The organism is Catenulispora sp. GP43 (genome assembly GCF_041260665.1).
Taxonomy (GTDB): Bacteria; Actinomycetota; Actinomycetes; order Streptomycetales; family Catenulisporaceae; genus Catenulispora.
On sequence record NZ_JBGCCT010000005.1, the window covers coordinates 1 to 23,501 of the forward strand.

18 protein-coding genes and 1 pseudogene are annotated in these 23,501 nt (G+C 70.0%); 10 read left to right on the forward strand and 9 right to left on the reverse strand.

Going from position 1 to position 23,501, the window contains the following annotated elements; genetic code table 11:
- From ABH926_RS12100 to ABH926_RS12110, 3 genes and pseudogenes are all read right to left on the reverse strand, one after another.
- A pseudogene (locus ABH926_RS12100) lies at window positions 1-516 on the reverse strand (hypothetical protein); the annotation flags it as partial.
- Entirely contained in the window at window positions 513-1,187 is a 675-nt protein-coding gene (locus ABH926_RS12105) for a cytochrome b N-terminal domain-containing protein (RefSeq protein ID WP_370365566.1), read from the reverse strand. The gene ABH926_RS12105 and the pseudogene ABH926_RS12100, both read right to left, overlap by 4 nt.
- Entirely contained in the window at window positions 1,184-1,387 is a 204-nt protein-coding gene (locus ABH926_RS12110) for a hypothetical protein (RefSeq protein WP_370365567.1), read from the reverse strand. The genes ABH926_RS12105 and ABH926_RS12110 overlap by 4 nt, the downstream gene beginning before the upstream one ends.
- A 374-nt stretch (window positions 1,388-1,761) precedes the next feature.
- Here ABH926_RS12110 and ABH926_RS12115 point away from each other — a divergent pair, with 374 nt between their 5' ends.
- The 8 genes from ABH926_RS12115 (at window position 1,762) to ABH926_RS12150 (ending at window position 8,977) form a co-directional block, all read left to right on the forward strand.
- Window positions 1,762-2,472 (forward strand): response regulator transcription factor, encoded by a 711-nt coding sequence (locus ABH926_RS12115; RefSeq protein ID WP_370365568.1) that lies wholly within the window; start codon window positions 1,762-1,764, stop codon window positions 2,470-2,472.
- A gap of 4 nt (window positions 2,473-2,476) precedes the next feature.
- Complete coding sequence (locus ABH926_RS12120; RefSeq protein ID WP_370365569.1) at window positions 2,477-4,075, forward strand: ATP-binding protein; 1,599 nt, start codon at window positions 2,477-2,479, stop codon at window positions 4,073-4,075.
- Window positions 4,076-4,194: 119 nt separating this feature from the next.
- Window positions 4,195-4,854: a hypothetical protein gene (locus ABH926_RS12125; RefSeq protein WP_370365570.1), complete on the forward strand. Its 660-nt coding sequence runs from the start codon at window positions 4,195-4,197 to the stop codon at window positions 4,852-4,854.
- Window positions 4,855-5,027: 173 nt separating this feature from the next.
- Complete coding sequence (locus ABH926_RS12130; RefSeq protein ID WP_370365571.1) at window positions 5,028-5,336, forward strand: hypothetical protein; 309 nt, start codon at window positions 5,028-5,030, stop codon at window positions 5,334-5,336.
- A 3-nt stretch (window positions 5,337-5,339) separates the two neighbouring features.
- Window positions 5,340-6,395, forward strand: coding sequence for an FAD:protein FMN transferase (locus ABH926_RS12135; protein WP_370365572.1), 1,056 nt, complete (start codon window positions 5,340-5,342; stop codon window positions 6,393-6,395).
- On the forward strand, window positions 6,392-7,501 hold the full coding sequence (locus ABH926_RS12140; RefSeq protein ID WP_370365573.1) for a ferric reductase-like transmembrane domain-containing protein: 1,110 nt from the start codon (window positions 6,392-6,394) through the stop codon (window positions 7,499-7,501). The genes ABH926_RS12135 and ABH926_RS12140 overlap by 4 nt, the downstream gene beginning before the upstream one ends.
- Complete coding sequence (locus ABH926_RS12145; RefSeq protein ID WP_370365574.1) at window positions 7,498-8,763, forward strand: NADH-ubiquinone oxidoreductase-F iron-sulfur binding region domain-containing protein; 1,266 nt, start codon at window positions 7,498-7,500, stop codon at window positions 8,761-8,763. The genes ABH926_RS12140 and ABH926_RS12145 overlap by 4 nt, the downstream gene beginning before the upstream one ends.
- 1 nt (window position 8,764) lies before the next feature.
- Window positions 8,765-8,977 (forward strand): ferredoxin, encoded by a 213-nt coding sequence (locus ABH926_RS12150; RefSeq protein WP_370365575.1) that lies wholly within the window; start codon window positions 8,765-8,767, stop codon window positions 8,975-8,977.
- A 7-nt stretch (window positions 8,978-8,984) separates the two neighbouring features.
- On the opposite strand, the gene ABH926_RS12155 is transcribed toward ABH926_RS12150, so the two are convergent.
- Entirely contained in the window at window positions 8,985-10,784 is a 1,800-nt protein-coding gene (locus ABH926_RS12155; RefSeq protein WP_370365576.1) for a CDGSH iron-sulfur domain-containing protein, read from the reverse strand.
- A gap of 43 nt (window positions 10,785-10,827) precedes the next feature.
- Here ABH926_RS12155 and ABH926_RS12160 point away from each other — a divergent pair, with 43 nt between their 5' ends.
- On the forward strand, window positions 10,828-11,505 hold the full coding sequence (locus ABH926_RS12160; protein ID WP_370365577.1) for a TetR/AcrR family transcriptional regulator: 678 nt from the start codon (window positions 10,828-10,830) through the stop codon (window positions 11,503-11,505).
- Here ABH926_RS12160 and ABH926_RS12165 read toward each other — a convergent pair.
- On the reverse strand, window positions 11,492-17,026 hold the full coding sequence (locus ABH926_RS12165) for a DUF3320 domain-containing protein (RefSeq protein ID WP_370365578.1): 5,535 nt from the start codon (window positions 17,024-17,026) through the stop codon (window positions 11,492-11,494). The genes ABH926_RS12160 and ABH926_RS12165 overlap by 14 nt on opposite strands.
- Window positions 17,027-17,501: 475 nt before the next feature.
- On the opposite strand from ABH926_RS12165, the gene ABH926_RS12170 reads away from it, so the two are divergent.
- Window positions 17,502-18,908, forward strand: coding sequence for a condensation domain-containing protein (locus tag ABH926_RS12170; protein ID WP_370365579.1), 1,407 nt, complete (start codon window positions 17,502-17,504; stop codon window positions 18,906-18,908).
- Between the two features lie 731 nt (window positions 18,909-19,639).
- Here ABH926_RS12170 and pstB read toward each other — a convergent pair.
- From pstB to ABH926_RS12190, 4 genes are all read right to left on the reverse strand, one after another.
- Window positions 19,640-20,539 carry a phosphate ABC transporter ATP-binding protein PstB gene (pstB, locus tag ABH926_RS12175; protein ID WP_370365580.1) on the reverse strand — a complete coding sequence of 300 codons (900 nt, stop codon included), beginning with the start codon at window positions 20,537-20,539 and terminating at the stop codon, window positions 19,640-19,642.
- Window positions 20,540-20,650: 111 nt separating this feature from the next.
- On the reverse strand, window positions 20,651-21,646 hold the full coding sequence (locus ABH926_RS12180) for a sortase (protein WP_370365581.1): 996 nt from the start codon (window positions 21,644-21,646) through the stop codon (window positions 20,651-20,653).
- 106 nt (window positions 21,647-21,752) lie between these two features.
- Window positions 21,753-22,232 carry a hypothetical protein gene (locus tag ABH926_RS12185; RefSeq protein ID WP_370365582.1) on the reverse strand — a complete coding sequence of 160 codons (480 nt, stop codon included), beginning with the start codon at window positions 22,230-22,232 and terminating at the stop codon, window positions 21,753-21,755.
- Window positions 22,229-23,383, reverse strand: coding sequence for a WxL protein peptidoglycan domain-containing protein (locus ABH926_RS12190; RefSeq protein ID WP_370365583.1), 1,155 nt, complete (start codon window positions 23,381-23,383; stop codon window positions 22,229-22,231). The genes ABH926_RS12185 and ABH926_RS12190 overlap by 4 nt, the downstream gene beginning before the upstream one ends.
- Window positions 23,384-23,501: the final 118 nt, after the last annotated feature.

Below are 23,501 nucleotides of genomic sequence, written 5' to 3' on the forward strand. Positions count from 1 at the left end.
CGGTCCGTAGTCCCCGGGTGCGACCTTGGCCGGGTCCCCGCCGGCTTTGTCCAGGGCGGTGGAGTACGCGCCGGTCCATGCCGTCTGCTTGTCGCGGTCCGCCGCCTTCCAGGTGCCGATCGCGGCCGTTACCGCGGGGTTCTGCGGTACCGAGGACAGCGGCTTCAGGACGAAGGCGTCGACGGTGTCGATCGGGTGCGTGACGCCGGCCATTTTCGCGATCGCCAGTGGCCCGAGTTTCTGGCCTTCGGCGGCGGTGTTGTACGGCGGTCCGTAGCCGGCGGTGGTGCTGGCGCCGTCGAGTTCGGCCAGGGCTGTGGTCGTGAAGTCGCCGGGGTCGTTGGTTGACCAGGACGTGATCGTCATCGGTTTCACGTCCGGGGAGGAGAACGCCGCGGCCAGCACGATCGTCAGCACCACGACCGCGACCAGCGCGATCACGAACTCCTTCACCAGGTCGTACGGCCGTGAGCCGAAGGTGTACGGGTCCGGTTCGGTGTGCGTGCGGCGCTTCACGCCTGCACCTCCTCGGCGGTGTCCCGCGGTGCCAGCGGGGGTACCACGCCCCGCCGCCGGACCAGCAGGATGTGCAGCACCACGACCACCGACACGACCAGCGGCAGCAGGGCGACGTGCCAGATCAGCATCTGCCCGAAGTCCATCGTGTTGAAGTAGGCGCCGACCCCGATCGAGTTCAGGCCGTCCTTGGCCTGTGTCGCGACCCACTGCGAGTCGAAGTTCTGCTGGATCAGGTATCCGGTCAGCGCGGTGAACGCCGAGGCGCCCAGCGCGATCACGCCGGTGATCCAGGTCAGCGCCCGCTTGCCGCGCCAGGCCGCCATGAAGAACTTGGCGATCAGGTGCACCGACATGAATGTCATGAACAGCTCCACCGACCACAGGTGCAGGCTGTTGACGAAGTGTCCGGTGCCGGACACGTGCCACCAGGCCGCGCCCTTGAGCGCGAGCACGGTTCCGGTGCCGACGACGGTCAGGAACGCCGTCAGGGTGAGTACCCCGAAGACGTAGATCCACGACGCGACGTATGCGGGCTGCGTGTCCGGGAGCAGTTGCTCCGGTGGCATGGTCTCGAAGATGCGGCGCCGCAGCGCGCCGGTCCATCCGCCGGCCGGCTCCGGGTCCGGCATCGGCTCCGGCAGTGTCGTGGCCTCGATCAGGTCGGTCATTCGCCGTCCCGTCCCTTCGGCTTGGGCTTCGGGAACGGCACGAACAGCGCGGCCAGGAAGGCCACGCCGATGAGCACGATCATGACGGTGTTGGCGGCGGAGATCTGGACGATTCCCCAGTGCAGGTAGTGCCCGTGGCCGTTGAGGTCCACGGGTGGTGCGAAGGCCAGGTGTGGGGCGGTGGCAGGTGTGGCGGTCACAGGTGTCCTCATCGAGTGCGAGCCGCCGGGTGGGCGGCGAGGGCAGGATCGGTGCCCCGGAGTGGGTGGTCCGGGAACGGGTGAAGACGGCCGTCGCCGCGAGAGTCTTGTGAAATCAGCGCCCGCATGTCAAGGCTCTGGCGGTAAACAAGCACTACGCGCAGGTTACCGTGGTGTCAACTACGGGTAGGTACGTTGTCGTTACCGCTTCGCGGTCTACGGCGCACGCTAGGATTCCGCCGTCGGCGCCCGCTCGCGCATGACCGACATCTACGACCCGCTCCGTAGTGCCGAGCTCTGGCGCTTATGCCTCATTAGGTCGCTGACCTCGTGGTCAGAGGGGATATGCCGGTCGGGCGTTTAGGGTTGGGGCCGTGGAGAGGATCGGAACCGAACCCGGAGCCCGGATCCTGGTGGTCGAGGACGACGCCGGGATCGCCCAGTCGCTGGTCCGCGGGCTGGCCAGGGCCGGCTACGTGGTGGACACCGCGAGCACCGGCGCGGACGCGCTCGCCGCCCCGCCGGCCGACGTGGTGCTGCTCGACCTGGGCCTTCCGGACGTGGACGGCGTCGAGGTGTGCCGCCGGCTGCGGCGTCGCGGCGACGTGGCGATCATCGTGGTGACCGCCCGCGGCGAGGAGAGCGACCGGGTGGCCACCTTGGACGAGGGGGCCGACGACTACCTGGTCAAGCCGTTCGGGCTGGCCGAGCTGCTGGCGCGGGTGCGCGCGGTGCTGCGACGGGTCCGGCCGGCCGGTCCGGCGGTGTACCTGTACGGGCCGCTGGCCGTGGACCCGCGCACCCGCCGCGTCACCGTCTCCGGCGCCGAGGTGATGCTCACGCCGAAGGAGTTCGACATCCTCGAGTGCCTGGCCGCCGATCCGGGCCGCGTGGTCTCCCGGCAGGAGCTGCTGGAGCGGGCCTGGGACGCGAACTGGTACGGGCCGACGAAGGTGCTCGACGTCCACGTCGCCGCGCTGCGCCGCAAGCTCGGGGTCGAGGGCCTGGTCGAGACCGTGTACGGACGCGGGTTCCGGCTCGGCCGGATCGCCGCGCCGCCCGCTACGGATCCCTCAGGGGGCTGACCCGATGACCCGCCGCATCGCCCTGGCCTTCGCCGCGCTCGTCGCGGTCCTGCTCCTGGCCGCCGTCCTGCCGCTCGGCGCGGCGATGCAGTCCCGCGAGGAGGAGTCGTTCCGCTTCGCCACCATCTCCGACGCGCGCCAGCTGACCGCCGCCGCCGAGGAGACCCTCGACGACCACCACGCCCCGGACGCGATGGATCGGGCGGTCGCCGAGGCGGAGCGGCACGGCGACTGCGCGGCGGTCTACGCCGCCGGCGCGGACGTCATCGCCTCGACCGCCTGCGGCACCGCGAAGGACGCTTCGGCGGTCGCCCTGGCCACCCACGCGCTGTCGGCCCGCACTCAGATCGTCACCCGCGACGGCGACTGGCTGCGCGCCGCGATCCCGGTCGGCGACGACGACGATGCCGGCGCCGTGGTCTTCGCGCGCTCGGCTGAATCGCTTGACCACCACGTCGACGCGATGTGGGGCTGGCTCGCGCTGACCGCCGCCGCCTGTCTGGGCCTCGGCGTGGCCCTGGCCTACGCGCTGGCCCGCTGGGTGGCCCGGCCGCTGCTGGCCCTGGACACCGCCGCGGCACGGCTCGGCGACGGCGCGCTGGACGTGCGGGCGCCGGCCGAGAGCGGGCCGCCGGAGGTGCGCAGGCTGGCCGGGACCTTCAACCGCATGGCCGAGCGCACCGAGACGCTGGTGCACGGACACCGCGGCTGGGTCGCCGATGTCTCGCACCAGCTGCGCACGCCGCTGACCGCGCTGCGGCTGCGGTTGGATGTGCTGGTCGGGGAGGCTGCCGAGGCGGCGGGGCAGGCGGGGCAGACGGAGCAGACGGAGCAGACGGAGCAGACGGAGCAGACGGAGCAGGGTGGGCAGGCTGAGCAGGGGCCCGATCGCGAGGTCGAATCGCCGGCGCCGGCTGATCGGTGCGCCGCCGCGGTTGCTCGGACCGGCGAGCAGAGCCCTGATGCCGCAGCCGAACCGCCGGTGCCGGCGCCGACGCCGCCGACGGCCGATCGGCGCGCCGCCGCCCCCGCCTGGCCGGGCCCCGATTTCGCCGCCGAACTCACCGGCGTCCAAGAAGAGATCGAGCGCCTCTCCCGCCTCGTCGACGGCCTCCTCGCCGTCGCCCGCGCCGAGTCCGTGGTCGCCCGGCGCGAGGCCGTGCCGGTGGCCGACGTCGCGGCCGAGCGCGTGGTGGCATGGGAGCCTTTGGCCCACGAGCACGGCCAGCACCTCAGCGCCGTCGGCCCGGCCGCCGGCGGTGCGCTGCCGGCCTCGCTGGCGCCGGGCGATCTGGAGCAGATCCTCGACAACCTCATCGCGAACGCCCTGGCCGCGGTCCCGGCCGGCGGCCACGTCCGTGTCGAGGCGCGCGCCGACCACGAGCGTGACCGCGTCGTCGTCTGCGTTGTCGACGACGGTCCCGGTATGAGCCCGGCGGCCAAGCAGACCGCCTTCCGCCGGTTCGGCACCAGCAGCGGTTCGGGAACCGGGCTGGGGCTGGCGATCGTGGACCGGCTGGTTTCCGCGAACGGTGGCGAGGTCCGGTTGACCGACACCGCCGGCGGCGGTCTCACCGTGATCGTGGAGCTCCCGGTGGCGTGATCGCGAGCGGCGTCGAGACCTTATATATGCGCAGCGGTTTTCTTTGCCTTTTCTGAAGAACCGACGCGGCATGCTGTGTCCCGTTGGCCCCACGACCCACCGCCGCCGGAAGGACCCGCGTGACCGCGCCCGCGACGCCCGAGACCCACCGCCGCGCCCACGCCGCCGGAGCCCGAGACCAAGCCGCCGCGGCAGCCGCCGGGGCCGAGGGCAACGAGCGCCTCACCGCGATCACCGGCTCGCTCCTGCTCGTCCTGTTCGCGATCGAGGGCGTCACGATCCTCGAACTCGGCGGCATGCTCTACTGGCACTACTTCTTCGGCTTCCTGCTGGTCGGGCCGGTGTGCGTGAAGATCTGCGCCACGGTCTACCGCTTCGGGCGTTACTACACGGGCAAGCCGGCGTATGTGCGCAAGGGGCCCCCGATGATCCTGTTGCGGGTGTTGGGGCCGTTCGTCGTGCTGACGTCGTGCGCCGTCCTGGTGACCGGCATCCTGCTGGGCTTCGCGAAGTCCGAGACGGTGCTGGGCCTGCCGATGCTGTTCCTGCACAAGGGCTTCTTCATCGTCTGGGCCGGCGCCATGACCATCCACGTCCTGGCCTACCTCTGGCGCCTGCCGCGGCTGGTCGCCTCCGACGTCCCGGGCGTGCGCCGGATGCGCGGCGCCGCGACCGCCGTCGGCGGGAGCGCCTTGCGCTGGTCGGTCACCGTGGCCGGGCTGGTCGGCGGCCTGGTGTTCGCGATGCTGGCGGCGCACCTGTCCTCCGCATGGCGGTGAGCCGGAGTCCGATCCGGTCCACGGCGGCCCGCCCTGAGCTGCGGCTTGGCGCCGTTATGGAGATCTTTACCTTCTCTGAAGGACTTCCGAACCCTTTTCTCATGTAGGCGGGGAAGGCTGGTCGCGAGGAACCGGCATGATCCAGCGCAGGGTGGCCGATGGGAGCCGAGCTGATGGACGCCAGAACGCGCGACGCCGTCGCCGCCCGGGACCGTGCGGTCCACCGGATCAGCCACATGACCTGGCGGATCGGGAGCCTCGCGGCGATCGGGGCCGTGGTGCTCGGCGCCGGGTTCGCGCATCTGCTGCCGACGCATCTGCCGCACCTCGGCAGCTCCGGGGGCTCCGGCGGCTCCGGCTCGACGGGCGGCAGCGGATCGTCGAACTCCGGCAACAGCAACGGCAACGGCATCCAGGGGCCCGGAACCGTGCCGCAGCAGGGTTCCGGAGGCGGAAGCCACGTCAGGTCCGGCGGGTCCTGAGTGATGGCGGCGCAGGCACCGGTCGGCCGCACCGAGTTCGCAGCACTCGGCGGACTCGCGGTCGTCCTGACCGCGGACCCCGGCGCCGTCGAACAGGCGGTCGCGGCGGTGCGGGCCGAGGTCGCGGCGATCGACCTGGCCTGCAGCCGTTTCCGTGACGACTCCGAGCTGTCCCACGTCAACGCCGGAGCCGGGGAGTACGTCGAGGTCGGCCCGTTGTTCGCCGAGGCGTTGAGCGCCGCGCTCTGGGCGGCCCGGACCACCGACGGCGACGTGGATCCGACCTGCGGGACCTCCGTGCGGGCGCTCGGCTACGACAGGGACTTCGCGGATCTGGCGGCCGCTCCTCCCCGTTCGGCGGTGGTCCGCGCCGGGGCCGGGTGGCGCGCCGTCGACTGGGACGAGGGCCGGTCCGCGGTCCGGATCCCGGCCGGGACCGCACTGGACTTCGGCGCCACGGCCAAGGCGCTGGCGGCCGACCGCGCCGCGGGGCGCGCGGCCACCGCGACCGGCAGCGGCGTCCTGGTGAGCCTGAGCGGGGACATCGCGGTCTGCGGCCCGGCGCCCGAGGCCGGCTGGCGGGTCCGGGTGACCGAGGACCACCGCAGCGGCGACGACCTCCCCGGCCAGACCGTCGTCATCACCGAGGGCGGACTGGCCACGTCGAGCACCGTGGTCCGGGCCTGGCAGGTCTGGTCGGACGAGACGGTGCCGCGGCGCGTCACGGTCCACCACATCGTCGACCCCCGCACCGGAAGGCCCACCGACGGCGCCTGGCGCACGGTCTCGGTCGCGGCGGCCACCTGCCTGGACGCCAACGTCGCCGCCACCGCCGCCATCGTGCGCGGCCACGCCGCCGCGCGCTGGCTCGCCGGGCTGGGCCTGCCCGCGCGCCTGGTGCACGCCGACGGTTCGGTCGTGACGGTCGGCGGCTGGCCGGACGACCCGGACGACCCGGACTCCGGCACCCCCACCCCCGCCGTCAGCGCCCTGCCGAAACTCGGCGTCGCGACCGCCCCGCGCCCGTCCGCGCACCGCCTTCCCGGCAGCCGGCCATGATCCTTGCTTCCAATGTCGTCGCCTCGAGCGTGGTCGCCTCCAACAGCTGGCTCTGGTACGCGACCCGGGCCACGGGTGTCATCGCCCTGATCCTGCTCACCGGCAGCGTGGTGCTCGGCATCACCGTGCAGGTCCGCGCGGCCTCGCGGCGGTGGCCGCGGCTGGTCACGCTCGGCGTGCACCGGAACCTGTCGCTGCTGGTGCTGGCGTTCCTGGCGCTGCACATCCTCACCGCGGTCGTCGACAGCTACGCGCCGGTCGGGTGGCTGTCGGTCGTCGTGCCGTTCGCCTCGTCGTACCGCCCGGTGTGGCTCGGGTTCGGGACCGTCGCCTTCGATCTGCTGATCGCCGTGACGATCACGAGCCTGCTGCGCACGCGAATCAGTGCCCGTCTATGGCGGCTGGTCCACTGGGCGGCCTACGCGTGCTGGCCGTCCGCGGTCATCCACAGCCTGGGGACGGGATCGGACACCAAGCAGCCGTTCGTGCTCGGGGTCACGATCGCCTGCGTGGCGGCCGTACTCCTGGCCGGTGTCTGGCGGCTGGCGTCCGGCTGGCCCGAGCACGCTACCGCCCGGCTCACGGCCGGCGCGACCGGGGCGGCGCTCGCGGTCGCCGTGCTGGTCTGGGCGCTCGTGGGGCCGCTGCGCCCTGGCTGGGCCGCACGGTCCGGGACCCCGGCCGTGCTGCTGGCCCGGGTGCAGGCGCCCGCTTCCGCTTCCGCCTCCGCTTCCCAGCTTCCCGCTCTGCCGTTCACGACGAACATCTCGGGGACCTCCAGCACCTCCTCCTCGGGTTCCGGCACGACGACCGTCACTTTGAACGGCGCCGGCACCGCGTCGGTCGCGTTCCAAGTCGTCATCAGCGGTCCGGCGGCATCGGGAGGAGGAGTGCAGATGACGAGCAGCCAGGTCTCGTTCGGGCCCACGGCCAACCCGCGCCAGTACACCGGACATGTGAGTTCGCTGAACGGGAGCAACATCCTCGCGAGCGCGACGGACAGCGCCGGATCGACGGTCATGCTCAGCCTCGACGTCAGCCTCTCCGGTTCCGCTTCCGTTTCCGGCTCCACGATGAGCGGCTCGCTGACGGCGAGTGCGCCATGAGCGTCATGAACACCACGCAGCGCCTCACCGCGACCGGCGGCGACTACGCCGACCTGGCAGCGCATGTCCGTTGCCACGGCCCGCTGCCCGTCGCCGGTGCGGCCGACGCCGCGCACATCATCGACACCGTCGAGGCCGCGGGCCTGACCGGCCGCGGCGGTGCGGCGTTCCCGACCGGACGCAAGCTGCGCACGGTCGCGGGGAACGCGCGGCGATCCGGCGCGGTCGTGATCGCCAACGGATGCGAGGGCGAACCCGCCAGCGCCAAGGATCGCAGCCTGCTGCTGAAGGCGCCGCACCTGATCCTCGACGGCATCACGCTCGCGGCACGAGCCGTCGGCGCCGAGCGGGCATACCTCTGTGTCCACGAGGGTCAGGACGATCTTCGCAATACTCTGAGACGTGCGCTGTCCGAGCGCGAGGCGGCGGCGTTGCCGGACGTGGACGTCGCCGTCGTCGAGGTGCCGAACCGTTACGTCGCCAGCGAGGAAAGCTCGTTGGTGCACCTGCTCAACGGCGGACCGGCGTTGCCGCTGTCCACGCCGCCGCGCCCTTTCGAACGCGGCGTCCGGAGCCGGCCCACGTTGGTCGACAACGTCGAGACGCTGGCGCAGCTCGCCTTGGCCGTCCGGCACGGCGCCGCCTGGTTCCGCGCCGCCGGGACCCCGGACGCGCCGGGAACGGCACTGGTCACCGTGGCCGGAGCCGTTGCGGCGCCAGGCGTGTACGAGATCGGGCTCGGCATCTCGGGTGCCGACCTCCTGGCGCTCGCCGGCGGCGCCACCGAGCCCTTGGGCGCGGTCCTGGCCGGCGGCTACTTCGGCGCGTGGATGCGGGCTGATCGCTTCGCCGCCGCACCGATCAGCCCGCACGGGCTGCACGCCGCCGGTGCCGCGATGGGGGCGGGTATCTTCCTCGCCCTGCCCGCCACGTCGTGCGGCCTGGCTGAAACCGCGCGGGTGGCGAGGTATCTGGCCGACCAGAGCGCCAAGCAGTGCGGGCCGTGCCTCAACGGCCTTCCCGCACTCGCCGACGCCCTGGCGGCGCTCGCCGTGCGCGGCGGTGGCCGGGGGCCTGGAACCATCGCAGCGCTGTCGCCGTACGTCGTCGGCCGTGGCGCCTGCCACCATCCGGACGGTGCCGTCCGGCTGATCAACAGTGCCCTGACGGAGTTCGCGGACGACGTCCGTACCCACAGCCAGAGCGGTCCTTGCCAAGGTCTCCGCCGCACCCCGATCCTCCCTATCCCGGCGAAGGTGTGACATGCCCGGACGACATCAGGAGCGCACCCTGCGTGTGGACCCGATCAAGTGCGAAGGCCACGCGCTGTGCATCGAGGCCTTCCCCGAGATGATCACTGCCGACCCCTGGAACTATCCGGTCCTCGCGCCCGGCCCGGTCCCGCCGCATCTGGTCCGTCACGCCGAGCATGCCGTGAAGGTGTGTCCGGTGCTGGCACTGCGACTGGTGGGTTAGGCGCGGGTCAGGCGGGCTTCCCCGCCTGGATCCATCGCTCGAAGACGTCCGTCTTCGCAGCCGGCCAGGCGCCGTCGCACGGCATCGACCCCTGCCGGAGCCGGGCCAGGATCGCCTCGGCGTGCCGGCTGACGTCGTCGTGCGACCACAGGTCGAAGACGAACTTCATCGATCGCCGGTCCATCTCCCGGAACAGGGTTCTGATGTGGGTCTCGAAGCTGATCGGCTGGTCGTCGGCGGGCAGGGTCATGACTGGTCCTTCCGGGTCGGTTTGCACGGCGAGCGCGGAGACCCGCGCGTCCGGAGTGGCGCCGCAGACCCACCACCAGCGCGGGACCGGCATGTGCGGCGGCGGATGGGCGCCGGGCTGGGAGTTCTCGACGGCGATGCGCGAGCCCCACTCGATGTAGGAGACGAACGCCGCGCGGAACTCCGGATCGCTGGGCAGTCCGGCATCGTCGGCGGAGCGGATGATGAGCTGGGCCCAGCGGGCGCGCTGCTCCTCGGTGAGCCCCCGGTTCGCGTGCTGACCGACCATGCGGTCGTAGCCGCCGTAGGTGTCGGTGTACCGGGCGGGGCCGCCGAAGGTCTCGCCGAGCCAGGCCGCCACCCGCTCGGGGTGGTCCGGCGACATGGTCGCGAAGATCGGTGCCAGCAACGGGTCCTCGGGCACGTACTTCGTGTAGAAGATCCGCGTCATCCTGGTCAGCGCCGGCAGGCCGCCGGCCCACTGGAACAGCGTCGGCTCGGCGGGCGGCGGCGGGTCCCGGAAGTCGGTGTTCCAGTGCATGCCGCTGCAGAACGGCTTGTTCTGCGACTCGCCGCACCGGCACAGGCTGTAGTGCTCGGCCGAGGCGCCCTCGGCGCGCGGCTCCGGCTCGCCGTCGGGGCCGGTCAGCGGGATCGAGCCGGTGACCCGGTAGGGGCCGTCCTTGGAGACTTCGATGGCCGGCGGCCGGGATTCCCGGTCCACCTGGTCGCGCGCCTCGCGGCCGTCGATCGCGAAACTCAACGCCCCGGACGGGCAGGCGCGGACCGCTCGGACGATCTCGTCCATGCGCCCCCCGCTCGGTGTCACGAACGGTTCGCGGCCCTGGTGGAAAACGGTCGGGAGGCGGTCGGTGCACAGGCCTGAGTGGGCGCAGATCCCGCGGTTGTCCAGGATGGTGATCTGTTGGCCCGGATACGAGTCCTGATGGTCGGCCGTGCGAGTCGGGCTCTTGGCACCGGTGAAGTCGTTCGTCGCGTGGGCGCCGTCGCAGAACGGTTTGGTCGCCGAGCCTCCGCAGCGGCACAGCGCCATCTGGGGGCGGACCGGTAACTCCTCGCCGAGCCAGGTGGTCAGCTCGGGCGCGTTCGTGACGAGGTAGGGGCCGTCGGGTGCGGCTTGGATGCTGGTCGGCAGGCGGGACTGCATCTCGATGAGCCGCGAGATCCGCGCTGTCACCTCCACCGGGTCCGAAGTCAGCCGGCAGGTGATGCCCTGGAGCGCGGCGGTGGCCTCGATGAGCAGCGGGGAGGCGTCGGGGGTGGCGCGCAGGCGGGTGGCTTCTTGGGCTAGGAGCCAGAGTTCCGCGTCGACGGACAGCTCCTCGCCGGCTGTCTGTTCGGTGGCGGTGGCGGTGGCTGAGGTGGTGTCGCTGGCGGTCCCGGTGCTGGCGGCGGCCCCGACGAGCTGAGCCAGGGGCCTGATGACCGACTCGGCGAGGAGGGACGACATGTCTTCGGGTATGCGGTGCTCGACACGGCGTACGCCTGCGAGCAACGCCGTCAGAGGCGCGGTGTCAGCGTCAGGTCCAGTGCTCATATCAATACGGTACAGGTGTGTATTGGATAGATACAATCCAGGAGTGCATCGGAAGACAACGCCACAGGTCGCAGCCCGGCCGGCGGGCCAGGGCAGGGCGCGCGACAGCGACATCGACGCCCGGATCCTCGCCGCGGCCAAGCGCCAACTCGCGGTGCTGGGCTACGAGGGCATGTCGATCGCGGCCGTCGCCGCCGAGGCCGGCACCACCCGCCAGGCCCTCTACCGCCGCTGGCCCGGCAAGGCCGAACTGGCCGACGCCGCCGTCGCGAGCGTCGAGGAAGCACAGGCGGAAGCGCCGCCCGGAGCCCCGGCCATCGCGGACCCCTTCGCCGCACTGGTCGCCGAACTGACCGACTTCCAGCAGAAGGTGTCACGCCCCGGCCGCCTGTCCCTGGTCGGCACGATGCTCCAGGAGAGCACCGACTTGCAGGTCCGCGAACGCTACCGGGCCAGGGTGATCCACCCTCGTCGGCAGCGCCTCACCGCCATCTTCGAAGCCGCTCAGCGGCTGGGCCTCATCGACCAGGACGCGGACCTGGCGGTCGCCGTGACGATGTGTACCGGTGGCTGGTACGGGCGCGCCTTGGCCGGGGAGGCTGTTCCCGCGGACTGGCCGGTGCGTGCGGCTGTTTTGGTGTGGCGGGCTGTTGGTGGGGATGTCGACGAAGGTGGGCCAGGTCGACCCGGTACCGCCGTCCCGCGAATCACGGAGTCCTGAGACCTCCGTCGTCGATGAGCATGCCGTTGCTGATCAGCGAAACGAGGTCGCTTTCGAGCGCCGATCTGATATCAGAGCCCACGCGTCGCCAACCGAACAGCCGCGCTGTGCGCTCGACGATCTCGTTGCGTGTCATACCCGGTGACTCTTCCGCGAGCCTGCGGATGGCTAGTTGGCGCTCCGCAGGTGAAACGTGATCGATGTCTCGCGGACTGGTGTGGGTGTGCACTCGCACCGGGCTGGTCACTCGGCTGGGGCGGTCGACGAAGTCGCCTTCGAGGGTCACCTTGTTCTGCGACTGAAGGCTTCGCAGCGCCGTGTCGAAGTTGTCCTTTATCCGCTGCCCGGCTCGTCCCGTGCCCCACGCCTGACGGACGCGATCACGGAGAAGATTCCTGTGAATCGGCGCTTCAACATTCAGGACTTCCAGAACGATCCCCTGGATTCCCAATCTCGCCTCGGGCAGGTCCATGGTGTACGGGCTGTTCACCAACCGTACCGACCACGGTTCGTACTCGACGACCCAAGTACGGTTCTCCTCCGGGTTGGCCGCGGCCACGAGATCCAGCGGGACCGATTCCGGCGGCTCCTCTGCAGGTGCAGCGGCCCACGGCTGCGATGTCGGCACCTCAGCCACTGCGTCATAGGCCGCGATAGCCTGCTCGATGGCGATCCGAAGCTGCTGCTCGGCGGCCTTCCGGTCTCGATACCAGGCGGTTCCCCAGATCCGGTGCAGCTTCCAGCCAAGGCCGTTCAGCACCTGCTCCCGAAGGCGGTCGCGGTCCCGGGCTGTCTTCCCCGAGTGGTACATCGCCCCATCGCATTCGACGCCGAGCACGAGAGCACCTGGCTTGTCGGGATGCGGGATGCCGATGTCGATGCGGTATCCGGCGACTCCGACTTGTGGGACCGCGTCGATGCCCCACGACCTCAGGACCCTGATGACCGACTCTTCGAACGGGCTGTCGGGATCGCCAACCGAGGACTCTGAGCCGCGGGTGAAGATTGACGGGCCGTGCTCGGCGTACTCCAAGTAACGCTTGAAGTGCCTGCGGCTGACGCTGTTACCGTCCTCGATCTGGGCGCCGTGAATGGACGACACGACCTCGACCAACTGCCGCGCCCGGGTGACGGCGACGTTGAGCCGCCGCTCTCCGCCTTGCAGGTTCATGGGACCGAACGCCATCGTGAGCTTGCCGTTCTCATCAGGGCCGTAGCCCACAGACAGCACGATGACGTCTCGCTCGTCGCCCTGCACGGACTCGATGCTCTTTACGAACAGGCCGTTGTTGCGGTCCTGGACGAAGTGCTGCTTCAAATCCGGGTGCTGATCGAGGAGCCGTTCAAGCTCGTCGTCGATTCGAGCCGCTTGAGCGACCGACAAGGTGACTACACCGATGCTCTTGCCGGGTCGGGTGCGGAAATGCTCCAACACGCGCTGGGCTACCGCGGAGGCCTCCTTCGGATTGTTCCGGGTGCTGCCTCGACGGTAGACGCCGTCGATCTTGAAGAACTTCACGCCGTAGTCGGGCAGGTCCTCGTACGGAGTCGGAAAGGTGACCAGAGAGTCGTCGTAGAAGGAGTGATTGCTGAACGCGATGAGGGACTCGTGGCGCGACCGGTAGTGCCAGCGCAAAGGCAGCTGACGGAACCGGGTCGCCACACAGCGGTCGAGAAGGCTCGCGAAATCCTTCGCGGTCGAGGCGTTCTCGTCGTCCTCATCGGCCGTCTCGTCGTCGGCGTCGACTGCCGAGAAGAACGCGGTAGGCGGCAACTGCTTCTGGTCGCCGGCCACGATCAGCTGTCGACCGCGATAGATGCTGTTGACGGCGTCGGCCGGCAGCACCTGCGACGCTTCGTCGAAGATCACGGCGTCGAAGACGACTTTGGGGTCGACGAACTGACTCACGGTGATCGGGCTCATCATGAAGCAGGGCTTGATGCGCAGAACGTCGTTCGCGTTCTCAGCGATCAGCTCACGGACCGGTTTGTGCCGGGACTTCTTCTCCGCTTCATATTTGATGCGACCGGCCGCTCCGGCACTGCCCTGCGGCTTGCGCTGCTCGACGGCGCGGACGATGGTGCCACGCCCGCCAGTGACGGCTCTGCGGTCCAGGGCTGCGAACTCCGCGACTCGGCTGTCACGGTCATCGGCCGAGCTCCGCCGTAAGCGGGGGTCGCTGCCCACGATGTCCTCGGTCCAGGCTTGGAGGACGACGCGTTCACAATGAGCCACGAACTGCTCGGCCGGTGAGCGATGGGCGACAAAGCTCTCCACGGCGGAGCCGAGGCCCAATTGCTTCAGTTCATTGATGGCCTCGGTGTGGTCGAGCCATTGGTCGATACCGCTGGGGTCGGCTTGCAGAGTGTCAAGCAGTTCGGTCACCACAGTGGGTTGGTCACCGAGCCTCGCGGTGATTTGTTGACCAGAACCGGGGTCGAAGAGTGCCACCACGGCCGCTGCGGTGGCTTTCCAGACCGACAGAGCGGTCGCCAGCTCCGATGCGGAGACACCGGAGAGCAGGTGTACAGCTGCCGGTTCCGGCACAGGGCGACGCTCGCCACCGCAGGCCGCGTGCCGCACCGCGCGAGCCCATGCCAACGCCTGGTTGATCGCCGTCTCCGTGGTCTGTGCGCCGTCGTAAAGGGCGCCGACGCATTCCCGATCGGCGGCCTCGTTCGCCGCCAGGTCCGCAGCGCCAGCGGTGGCGGCTGCGACGGCATCCAGAGCGAGCAGGGAATCGGCGTAGGCCAAGGTTTCCCGGCTTGTGGTTTGAGAGATCGCCTGGGTGACCGTGTGTGCGTAGGTGAGGGCCGGTAGCTGCTCACGACACCATGCGGAGGCTTCTTCCATGGGGAGGAGGCCGACAGCTGCCCATTCCAATGCCTTTGCGAATTCGGTGGGTACCGATCGCCACCCCTCAAGATCGTTCCGGAGGCTGGCCTCGGCTGCGACGACGGCTGGATCGAGGCGGCCGTCGGCCGAAATCAAGGTACGGATCCTGGCCTGGTCGCCGTGCTGTCCCAGGATCCTGCCGTCCTCGGCGGCCCTAAGTGTGTCGTTGAGCTGGTCGAAGTCGGTGGCCTCGGCTGCGAAATAGCGACCGAGCGCCGTGCTGTTCTCGGCCGCGGTCTGGTCGAAGTGGCGCTTGGCTTCCTGGTAGGCCAAGGCTCGCGGAACCGCGTCGAGCACGCCGCGGTCGAAGACTCCCTTGTGCGCCAGCGCCGCGATGTAAGTCTTGTCGCGTCGATGCTGACCCGAGAGGCCGACCTTGGCGATGGTGCCGGCCTGACTGATCCGTTCTGCTGTCGCGGCAAGCTCCGAGGCCGTCAGTACCTCGGGCCGAAAGATTTCATCCGAGACGGTGCGCGCCTGAACCAGCCTTGATACGGCGCCGTTCAGTTCTTGAGTGGCCTGTCGGGCACGTGCGAGTCCAGACGGCTCCAGCCAAGCTGCTTCCGGCTTGTGCTGACGGGAGGCCATAGCCGCCAGATCGCACAGATTCTGGACGTCGTTGGCTGTAGCCGGTGCGGGCATCCCGAACTGGGATGCCAAACGAGCTGAAGCAGCTCGCAGGGAATCCGCCTCCTGGGCCTTTGCTGACAACCAGTCAGAAAGCGCTTGGATTGCGTTGGCCGGCATCGAGGAGACGTCGGCCGACCGGATGGATAGCGAAGGAACGACGGGTGGTGCGCTCTGGGCGAGCTTTTGGTGCATGCCCCAGTCGGAGCCGGCGAGCTCAACGGCAGTCGATCCAGCAGTCCTGACCCGCCGTGCTGTGTCTGCGAGGCCGAGAGCACGTGCCTCTATGGCGCCCCAGTCGTTGGAGGCCAGCCAAGCTTTCGGAACCGGCGGTGGCGAGGCAGCCGCGCCCAGTACATCCACCACGTGGTCGATATCGGCCAGGCGGAGCAAGCCGAGTTGCTCGACAACAATGCCGTGCACGTTGAGGGTGCTGAGTAGCGATGCCAAAGCACTCCGGGCGTCGCCGACGCTGAGTAGAGCGTTTTGCCTGGCGATGACCCCGCGCCAGGCAAAGGACTCGCCCTGCAGGACTGGGCGCCACGATCGCGCCGCGCGAGTGGCCGCGTCGGCGATTCGAGACAAGTCATGGTTGCTGAGAGCCCGGATATCGATGCCTTCGTAACGAGCATGCAGCGTCTCGGGCAGGGCAGCCAGGCGACCAATGACGTCATGAAGCGATTGACCCAATGGCATGCGAAGCTCGTTCATCGCGGCCGTGTAGGCCGACAACTCATTCCGCAGCTCTCGGAGCCTGTCACGTTCGATGGAGCTCAGGCCCGGTGGCGGATTCTGGTGAAACGCCAGCGCTTTGCCGAGCTCCTGCGCGACCGCTTTCCGCGTAGTTTGGTGGCTGTGAAGCTTGAGCACGTAATGGCCGAGCCCGACACTGTTGAGGCGTGAGTAGGCGACGTCAAGGGCTGCGGCCTTCTCACTGACGAACAGCACGCTCCTACCGGCATTCAGAAGGACCGCAATGATGTTTGCGATGGTCTGCGTCTTTCCGGTTCCCGGTGGACCTTTCATGACGAAGGACTTGCCGGCCAAGGCCGCCTGCACGCACTGACGCTGCGAGGAGTCCGCGTCGATGACCAGGGGCGTGGTCTCCGGCGGTGCCTCGTCGTCCAGCCGTTCCTCAGGAATCGGATCGAAATCGAGGTCGACGCCGGACTCGACATGCGCGCTGAGGCCGAGCGTCCGAACCAACGGGTTCTGTAGCAGAAGCTCGGCGTTCTTCTGCAGGTCGGCGTACATGACCTCTTTGGCGAAGGAGAACGGCGCGAGTACGGCCCGGCTCTTGACATGCCAGCCCTCGCGCGCTGACACGGAGTCCGTGATCTGGCGGAGGTACGCATCGAGGTCGAGGTCGTCGAGGCTGGGTACCGGGAACCGTTCGAAGCCCAGGCTTCCCAGCTTCAGGTGCAGAGACTGGTTGAAAGCTGGTTCCTCGCCGCCGTGCTGGACGAGGCGGTAATCGTGGCCGTGGCCTGAGCGGTCCAGTCGGACGGGATGGAGGATTAGCGGGCTGTCGTATTCCTTGCCGTCCTCGTCGATCCAGTGCAGCATGCCGAGGCCCAGGTACAGCACCCAGAGCCCGCGGTCGAGTTCAAAACTGGCCGAGGTGCGTTCGAGGCTGCGCAGCGATCTGCGGAGATCGGCTTCTGATGACTTCGTCGTCTGCGCGAGCGTTGCACCGAGCAGCAAGGCGTCTTCATGGGCGGCGGTACCGGCCTCGCCGTCCGGCGCGGGCGTGTGGATGAGGTGCCAGCCATCCGCGAGCCGGGCGAGCAGTTGCGCCGGCGGGGGCGAGACCAGCTCCAGCGTCGAGGTCTTACTGTGTTTGAAGTTGAGCAGCTTGTTGCGTCCGCTCTGATCGATCAGTGATTCCCGCCATTCGCGCAGGGTGTTGCGCAACTGCGCGTCTCCGCTGTCCTTGTCGCGCCCGGGACCGCGATCGGAACTCGCATCGCTCAATGTCGTCGTCTTCTTCTCGCTCAAGGGTTCGACTGTGGGAACGAGACGACATCATGCCGTGCGCCGGTCGCCCCGTGTCCGGTCAGTGGTGAATCTAAGGCAAACGCGCGACTAGTCTAGTTGGGATTTAGGTCGAATTCGCGGGCGGCCCAAGACTCGGGCCGTGATCTCGGCGGTGACGTGGACTGTTTGTATCCGGCAGTGAAATATGGACAACCTCCTGCCCTCTCAATTCCTGGCCAGAGCAGGTTTTGCTACTTGCTAATGCCGCGAATTCGATATGATCATTGGTCACGCCAGGGTTGATCGGGCCTCGGAGCGAAGTTGCTGGCTGACGGCTGGTGCGAGGATCAGACCTGGATTGCGTGCTCTGACGCCACTCGAGCCAGAGGGTCGTGTTCTTGCTGAGATTTATCAGAGTCTTGCATCGCCGAGTCGCCTAGCCGACGATGGTCCGGGGCATGGGGCCGAGCTCCGACATTTCGAGGGGGCGGTGGCGATGGCTGGACAGGCGCCGGAGGCGATGCTGGGCGGGGTGCGCATGACGGATCGGATCGTCGTGCCGTTCGAGGGTCCCGGTGGCGGCGTCGGGGATCTGACCTGGGGGCAGCAGAAGGTCTGGACGCTGATGCGGCAGGCCGGCTCATCGCTGAGCATGGGCGGGGCGGTGCCCGTGACGGACGGCAGGACCGAGGGGGATCTCGCGGCGGAGCTTGCTTTCTTCCTGTGCCGCTACGCGTCGCTGCGGGCTCGGATCAGGCCGGGGGAGGACGGCGAGCCCGTCCAGGAGGTGGCAGGTTCGGGCGAGGCGGTGCTGGGCATCGTCGATGTCGAGGACGGCGGTGATCCCGGTTCGGCCGCTCGGGATCTGGCCGCGCAGTGGGACGCGACGCCGTTCGACCACGAGCGAGAGTGGCCGATCCGGATGGCGGCGGTGCGTGCTCGGGGCGTGGTGAGCCATGTGGTCGTGACGATCTCCCACATCGCGAGCGACGGGGCCGGAATCGCCGTCATGCTGGAGGAACTGGCCGAACGCGATCCCGTCACCGGTGCGCCGAAGAACCCGGTGCCGGCGATGGGGCCGTTGGAGCTGGCCGCGATGCAGCGGACGCCGTCGGGGCAGCGGCAGAGTGAGGCTTCGCTGCGCTACTGGGAGCGCCTGCTGCGCTCGGCCGCGCCCCTGCGTTTCGGTCCGCGTGTGGAGCGTGGCGAGCCCCGCTACCGCCGGGCGTTCTTCGAGTCCCGCGCGGTGGACCTGGCCTCGAAGGCGGTCGCGGCCCGGGTCGGCGCGCGGGCTTCCTCGGTGCTGCTGGCCGGGTACGCCGTGGCCGTGGCGCGGTTGACCCGCATCAGTCCCGCGCTGATCCAGGTGGTCGTCAGCAACAGGTTCCGGCCGGGGATCGCGGACGTGTCCCATCCGCTGTCGGTGAACGGCCTGTTCGTGGCGGACGTCGCGGACGTCTCCTTCGACGAGGCCGTCAACCGCACCCAGCGGGCGTCCGCGCTCTGCTCGAAGTACGCGTACTACGACCCGCGGCGGCTGGATGAGCTGCGGGCCCGCGTCAACGAGGAACGCGGCGAGATCGTCGAGCTCTCCTGCCTCTTCAACGACCGCCGCATCGGCGCCGACGCCGAACCGCCCGGCCCGCCGCCGTCGCGACAGGAGCTGGAAGCGGCGTGTGCCGAGAGCACCCTGCGCTGGGGCGAGCCGTTCGCGACGTACCTCGACAAGCTGATGGTCCAGGTCAGCGCCACCCCGGACGGGCTCGAGCTGGAGGTCCAGGTGGATACCCATCACGTGTCCGCGGACGAAGCGCACGCGCTCATGCTGGACCTCGAATCGCTGCTGGTGGCCGCGGTGTTCGACGCGGACCTGGCGACCGGGGTGCGGTCGGCGGTCGGATGAGCCACCCGTCCCCTCCGGACATCACTGGATGACAAAAGCTTGTTTTCAAGTCCCGCGGTCGACTCCCCCCACGAGCGCCGACCGCGGGACGGCACCGCTTGAGGCCGGATACGGTCGCAGTGGTCTGCGTCGGTCTCAGTGGCGCCAACGGATGTTGTACACCCGGTGATCACGCGGGAGAACGGGGTCGAATGTTTGCATCGCGCTTGCGTTTCTCACGCGCCGCTCACGGCCTCGGCGGCGACCGGAGGCCCGGAAACGCAAACGTTCCGCAAACGCCGGCTGCCTTCTCGGCGGGGTCTGCCGGGAGCAGAATTCGATCGCCGCGCCGCTTGCACGGCCCGCTGTCGAGGGGGACGCAGATGGCTGAGAACAGGCGCTGGAACTGGGATGTGGCACCTGGCGAGGAGCTGTTGTGGACCGGGCGCCCCGGCGGGGTGTGGCGTACGGGCGGGGAGATCGGAGAATCGCTCGCACTCGCTCTACTCGCAGCGGCGGGGGCGGTTCTGGCGGTGTCGGCGGTGGTCCGGATCTCGACCCCCTGCCCAGCTACGCCCTGGCGCGCCAGCCCAGCGGAGCCGAGGCCGACGGCTCTCGGTGATCCTCAAAGCAGGGCCCACCACCGCCCCGCTTGCGCGACGCGAGACAATGGCCAGGCGGCGGCCGGACAGTATCGGTGTCCGGCCGCCGCATCGGCCGCTCTGGCCGCTTCCCCCGTGCGCGCCCGCCCGTTAGCCGAACCGCCCGTTCACGTAGTCCGACGTCCGCTGGTCCTGCGGTGAGCTGAACATCGCCTCGGTCGGGCCGTGCTCCACGATGCGGCCCGGGGTGCCGGCGGAGGCCAGGAAGAAGGCGCAGTTGTGGGAGACGCGCGAGGCCTGCTGCATGTTGTGGGTCACGATGACGATCGTCACCTCGGAGGCCAGTTCGCGGATCGTCTCCTCGATGCGGTTGGTCGATGTCGGGTCCAGCGCGGAGCACGGTTCGTCCATCAGCAGTACCTCGGGGCGGACTGCGAGGGAGCGCGCTATGCACAGGCGCTGCTGCTGGCCTCCGGACAGGGCGCCGCCCGGCTGCTTGAGGCGGTCCGAGACCTCGTTCCACAGGCCCGCGCGGGTGAGGCAGGACTCGACGATGTCGTCCTGTTCCGACCTGGTGCGGCGGGTGCCGGTCAGCTTCAGGCCCGCGGTGACGTTGTCGTAGATCGACATGCCGGGGAAGGGGTTCGGCTTCTGGAAGACCATGCCGATGCGGGCTCGGGCCTGGGTGAGGCGGATGGCCGGGTCGTAGATGTCGCTGCCGTCCAGCAGGACCTCGCCGGCCAGGGCCGCCGACGCGACGAGTTCGTGCATGCGGTTCAGGATGCGCAGGAAGGTCGACTTGCCGCAGCCCGACGGTCCGATCAGGGCTGTGACCTGGCCGCCGGGCATGGTCAGGGAGACCCGGTCCAGGACCTTGCGGTCGCCGAACCAGGCCGAGATGGCGCGGGCTTCCAGGGTGCTGGGGGTGCCCGGGGTGCCCGGGGTGCTGGGGGTGCTCGGGGACGGTGTGTCCGGCGAGTTCGGGGCCGGTGCGGTGGCCACGCCGCCGGCGGTGATGGCCTCGGCGGGGCCGATGTCGTTGTCAGTCATCGAGGTCGCTCCAGGTGGTGCTTCGATAGCGTCGGGCCGGGTCGGGTCGGGCCGCATCGGGTCGGTCCGGGCCGGATCGAGTCGGGCCGGGGCGGGCTGAATCGGGTCACGTCAGGTCAGGTTGGGCAGCAGCAGAGCGATCCGGTCCGCGAGCGTCAGGCCCACCACGAGCAGCACCGGCGCGGCGACCAGCCAGGTCTTGGAACGCCCCCAACGCGGTCCGGCCCAGAACGCCAGCACCGTCGCGGCGCCCAGGACCACGGCCCAGCCCAGGACGTCCCACCGCGCGTAGCGGTCCTCGCCCAGCGCTGTCTGCTCCGAACCGGGGTGCGGGGAGCGGCCCAGCGGGGTGGGCTGGACGTCGGAAATCAGGTCGGCGTCGACGTGCAGCGCGTCGTCCGGGGCGTACGAGGTGCCGGTCGCGGTGACCAGGGTGAGGCGGCCGAGCTGGCCGTGCAGCCGCGCGGGCTCCGGGTCGCCGTGGTGCCGGACGTCGGACACGCGGTACTCGGCCACGCCCTGGCCGGTGGTGACCTCGACGCGGTCGCCGGGCTGCAGCTGGTCGAGGTAGCGGAACGGTCCGCCGTAGGCGGCGGCGCGGGCCATGATCTCGCTCGTCCCGGCTTGGCCGGGCAGCACGGTGTCGGGTACCAGGCCCGGCCCCGACTCCAGGATCGCCGCGGTGGTGCCCTCGGCGACCACCTCGTCGACGCCGATGGACGGGATCGACAGCAGCGCGACCGGGGCGCCCGGGCGCAGCGGGACGCCGCGGTAGTCGTGCGGGCCGATCGGGGCGGTGCCCGCGGCCAGTTCGGCGCGGAAGGCGGCGTACTCGATCTGCTGGTCGTGCCGGTGCTCGAAGCGGCCGAGCACCGCCACCTCGGCGACGAACGTGGACAGCGCGACGCCGAGGGTGCAGACCGCGACGCCGGCCGCCCGCATCAGGAGCGCCTTGGTCAGCCAGGAGGGAATCAGGGCTTGGACACGGCGGGCCACGCGCAGGGCGAAGCGGAACGGGGGGCTTGAGGCGAGGCGGGATGCCAGGAGGCGCGCGCGGCCGGCGGCCGGCTCCTCCTCCTCGATGAGGTCCGCGGTCTCGGTGCTCACGGTCGGCCACGCCTTTTCTTCAGGACCGGCGAAAGGGGTGGCAGCCAGGCGGTATCGACGCCCGGCTGCCACCCGGTCGGGGAGTTCACTCCGGTGTGCGCGGTCATCAGATCGCGGTGAGCGTGAACGTCGCGGCGGCCGGGGCGTTCGCCGACAGCGCCGCGTCCAGGCGGGTCGTCCCGAGGCTCGCGCCCGGCGCCGCCGAGGCCAGGATGCGCGGCTGGCCGAGGCCGGGCCGCGGGCCGGTCTTCGGACCGAGCACGATCGACTCGCCCGGGGCCGAGCCGAGCAGGTTCGGGTTCCAGCCCAGAGCGTCGGCGGACGGCCGGCCGGTGAGGATCGCGGTCACGGTCCATCCCGGATCCTCGGTGCGGTTGTCGGTGATGACGATCGGCTGGAGCCGCCCGGCCAGCGCCGGCAGCCGGAGCGGCACGCTGATGACCAGCGAGCCGGGCGCCATGACCGTGGACACGGTGATGTCCCCGCCGCCGAGGGCGGAACCGGGTGCGGGGGAAGCGGCGGAGCCGTCGGCGGGCGCGGTCTGAAGCCACGCCGTCATGACGATCACTGCGAGGACCGGTGTCATGCGTCCTCCGCCTTCCCCGTTTCGGACGTGGCGGAAGAACCGACAGCCGCCTTGGCCGGAGCGGCCTTCGCAGGAGCGGCCTTCTTCGCCGTGGACGTCCCGGGCTTCGCCGACTTCGAACCCTGTTTGGTCTTCGCCGCGGCCTTGGCCCGCAGCGCCCGCGCCCGCCGCCGCCAGAACCACACCCCGCCGATGCCGCCCAGCACCAGGACGAGCAGGATCGCCGGCCACGGGATCGTCGCCACCGAAGCGTCCTGGTCCACTGCCGCGAGCACCGGGTCGATGTCCCCGGTGACCGGCGTCGGCACCACCGAGATGTGCGCGGTGGAGGTGAACGAGGGCAGTACCGACTTCACCGTCGCCGTCACGCGCTCCTGGTCGCCGGGAAGCAGTTCCTTGACGTCGGCGATCGGCAGGCTCGGCTCGGAACCGCCGAACAGGCTGGAGACGTGGACCTTCTGGGTCCCGGACAGCCGCACGTTGCCGGTGTTCGCGACCGTGTAGGACACCGTCACGCTCCCGCTCCCGAACGGGTTCGACGAGCCGTGGTAGGACACTGACACGTGGCTCACCGTCAGCTGGGCCTTCAGCGTCCCGGGGACCCGGACCTGCAACCGCGTCCCGACCCGGGACTCGACCGCGATCTGGCCGCCCTTGCCGTCGGCGGCCTGGGTGGTCAGGGACAGCATGATGCCGCCGACGTGGTCGCCGGGCTTGGCGTCGGCGGGGACCTTCAGGGTGAAGGGCAGGATCTGCGAGGACTTCGCGGGCAGCGTGACGACAGTGGTGGGGAAGGACACCCACAGGCCCACGTCGCTCGGCTTGGTGGCCAGGGGCAGGACGGTGAAGCCGCCGTCTGCGGTGTTGTACGCGTCGGTGGCGTAGACGCGGAGCTTGAGCGGGCTGGCGCTGTAGTTGGAGACCGCGACGTAGTCGGTCTTCTGCGCGCCCGGGGTCGCCTGGTAGGTGAAGGAGTCGCGGCTCTTGTCGCGCGCGGTGGCGGTGGCCGGCTGGATGCCGAACGTCGCGGCGCCGCTCGCGGGCGCGGGGTCGGTCCTGGGCGGCGTCCCGGCCGACGCCGGGCTCGTCAGGAGCGCACCGGCCATGGCCGTCGCGGCCAGAGCCTTGATCAGGGAACGGAGACGGGGCATCGCCTGGTCCTACTCTCGACAGGGGGTGCGTGGGGAGGTGCCGTGGCGCGGCAGCCGGGCGGTATCGGTGCCCGGCTGCCGCTCCTCACTCATTCAGCGGAGGTGACAACGCTCCAAC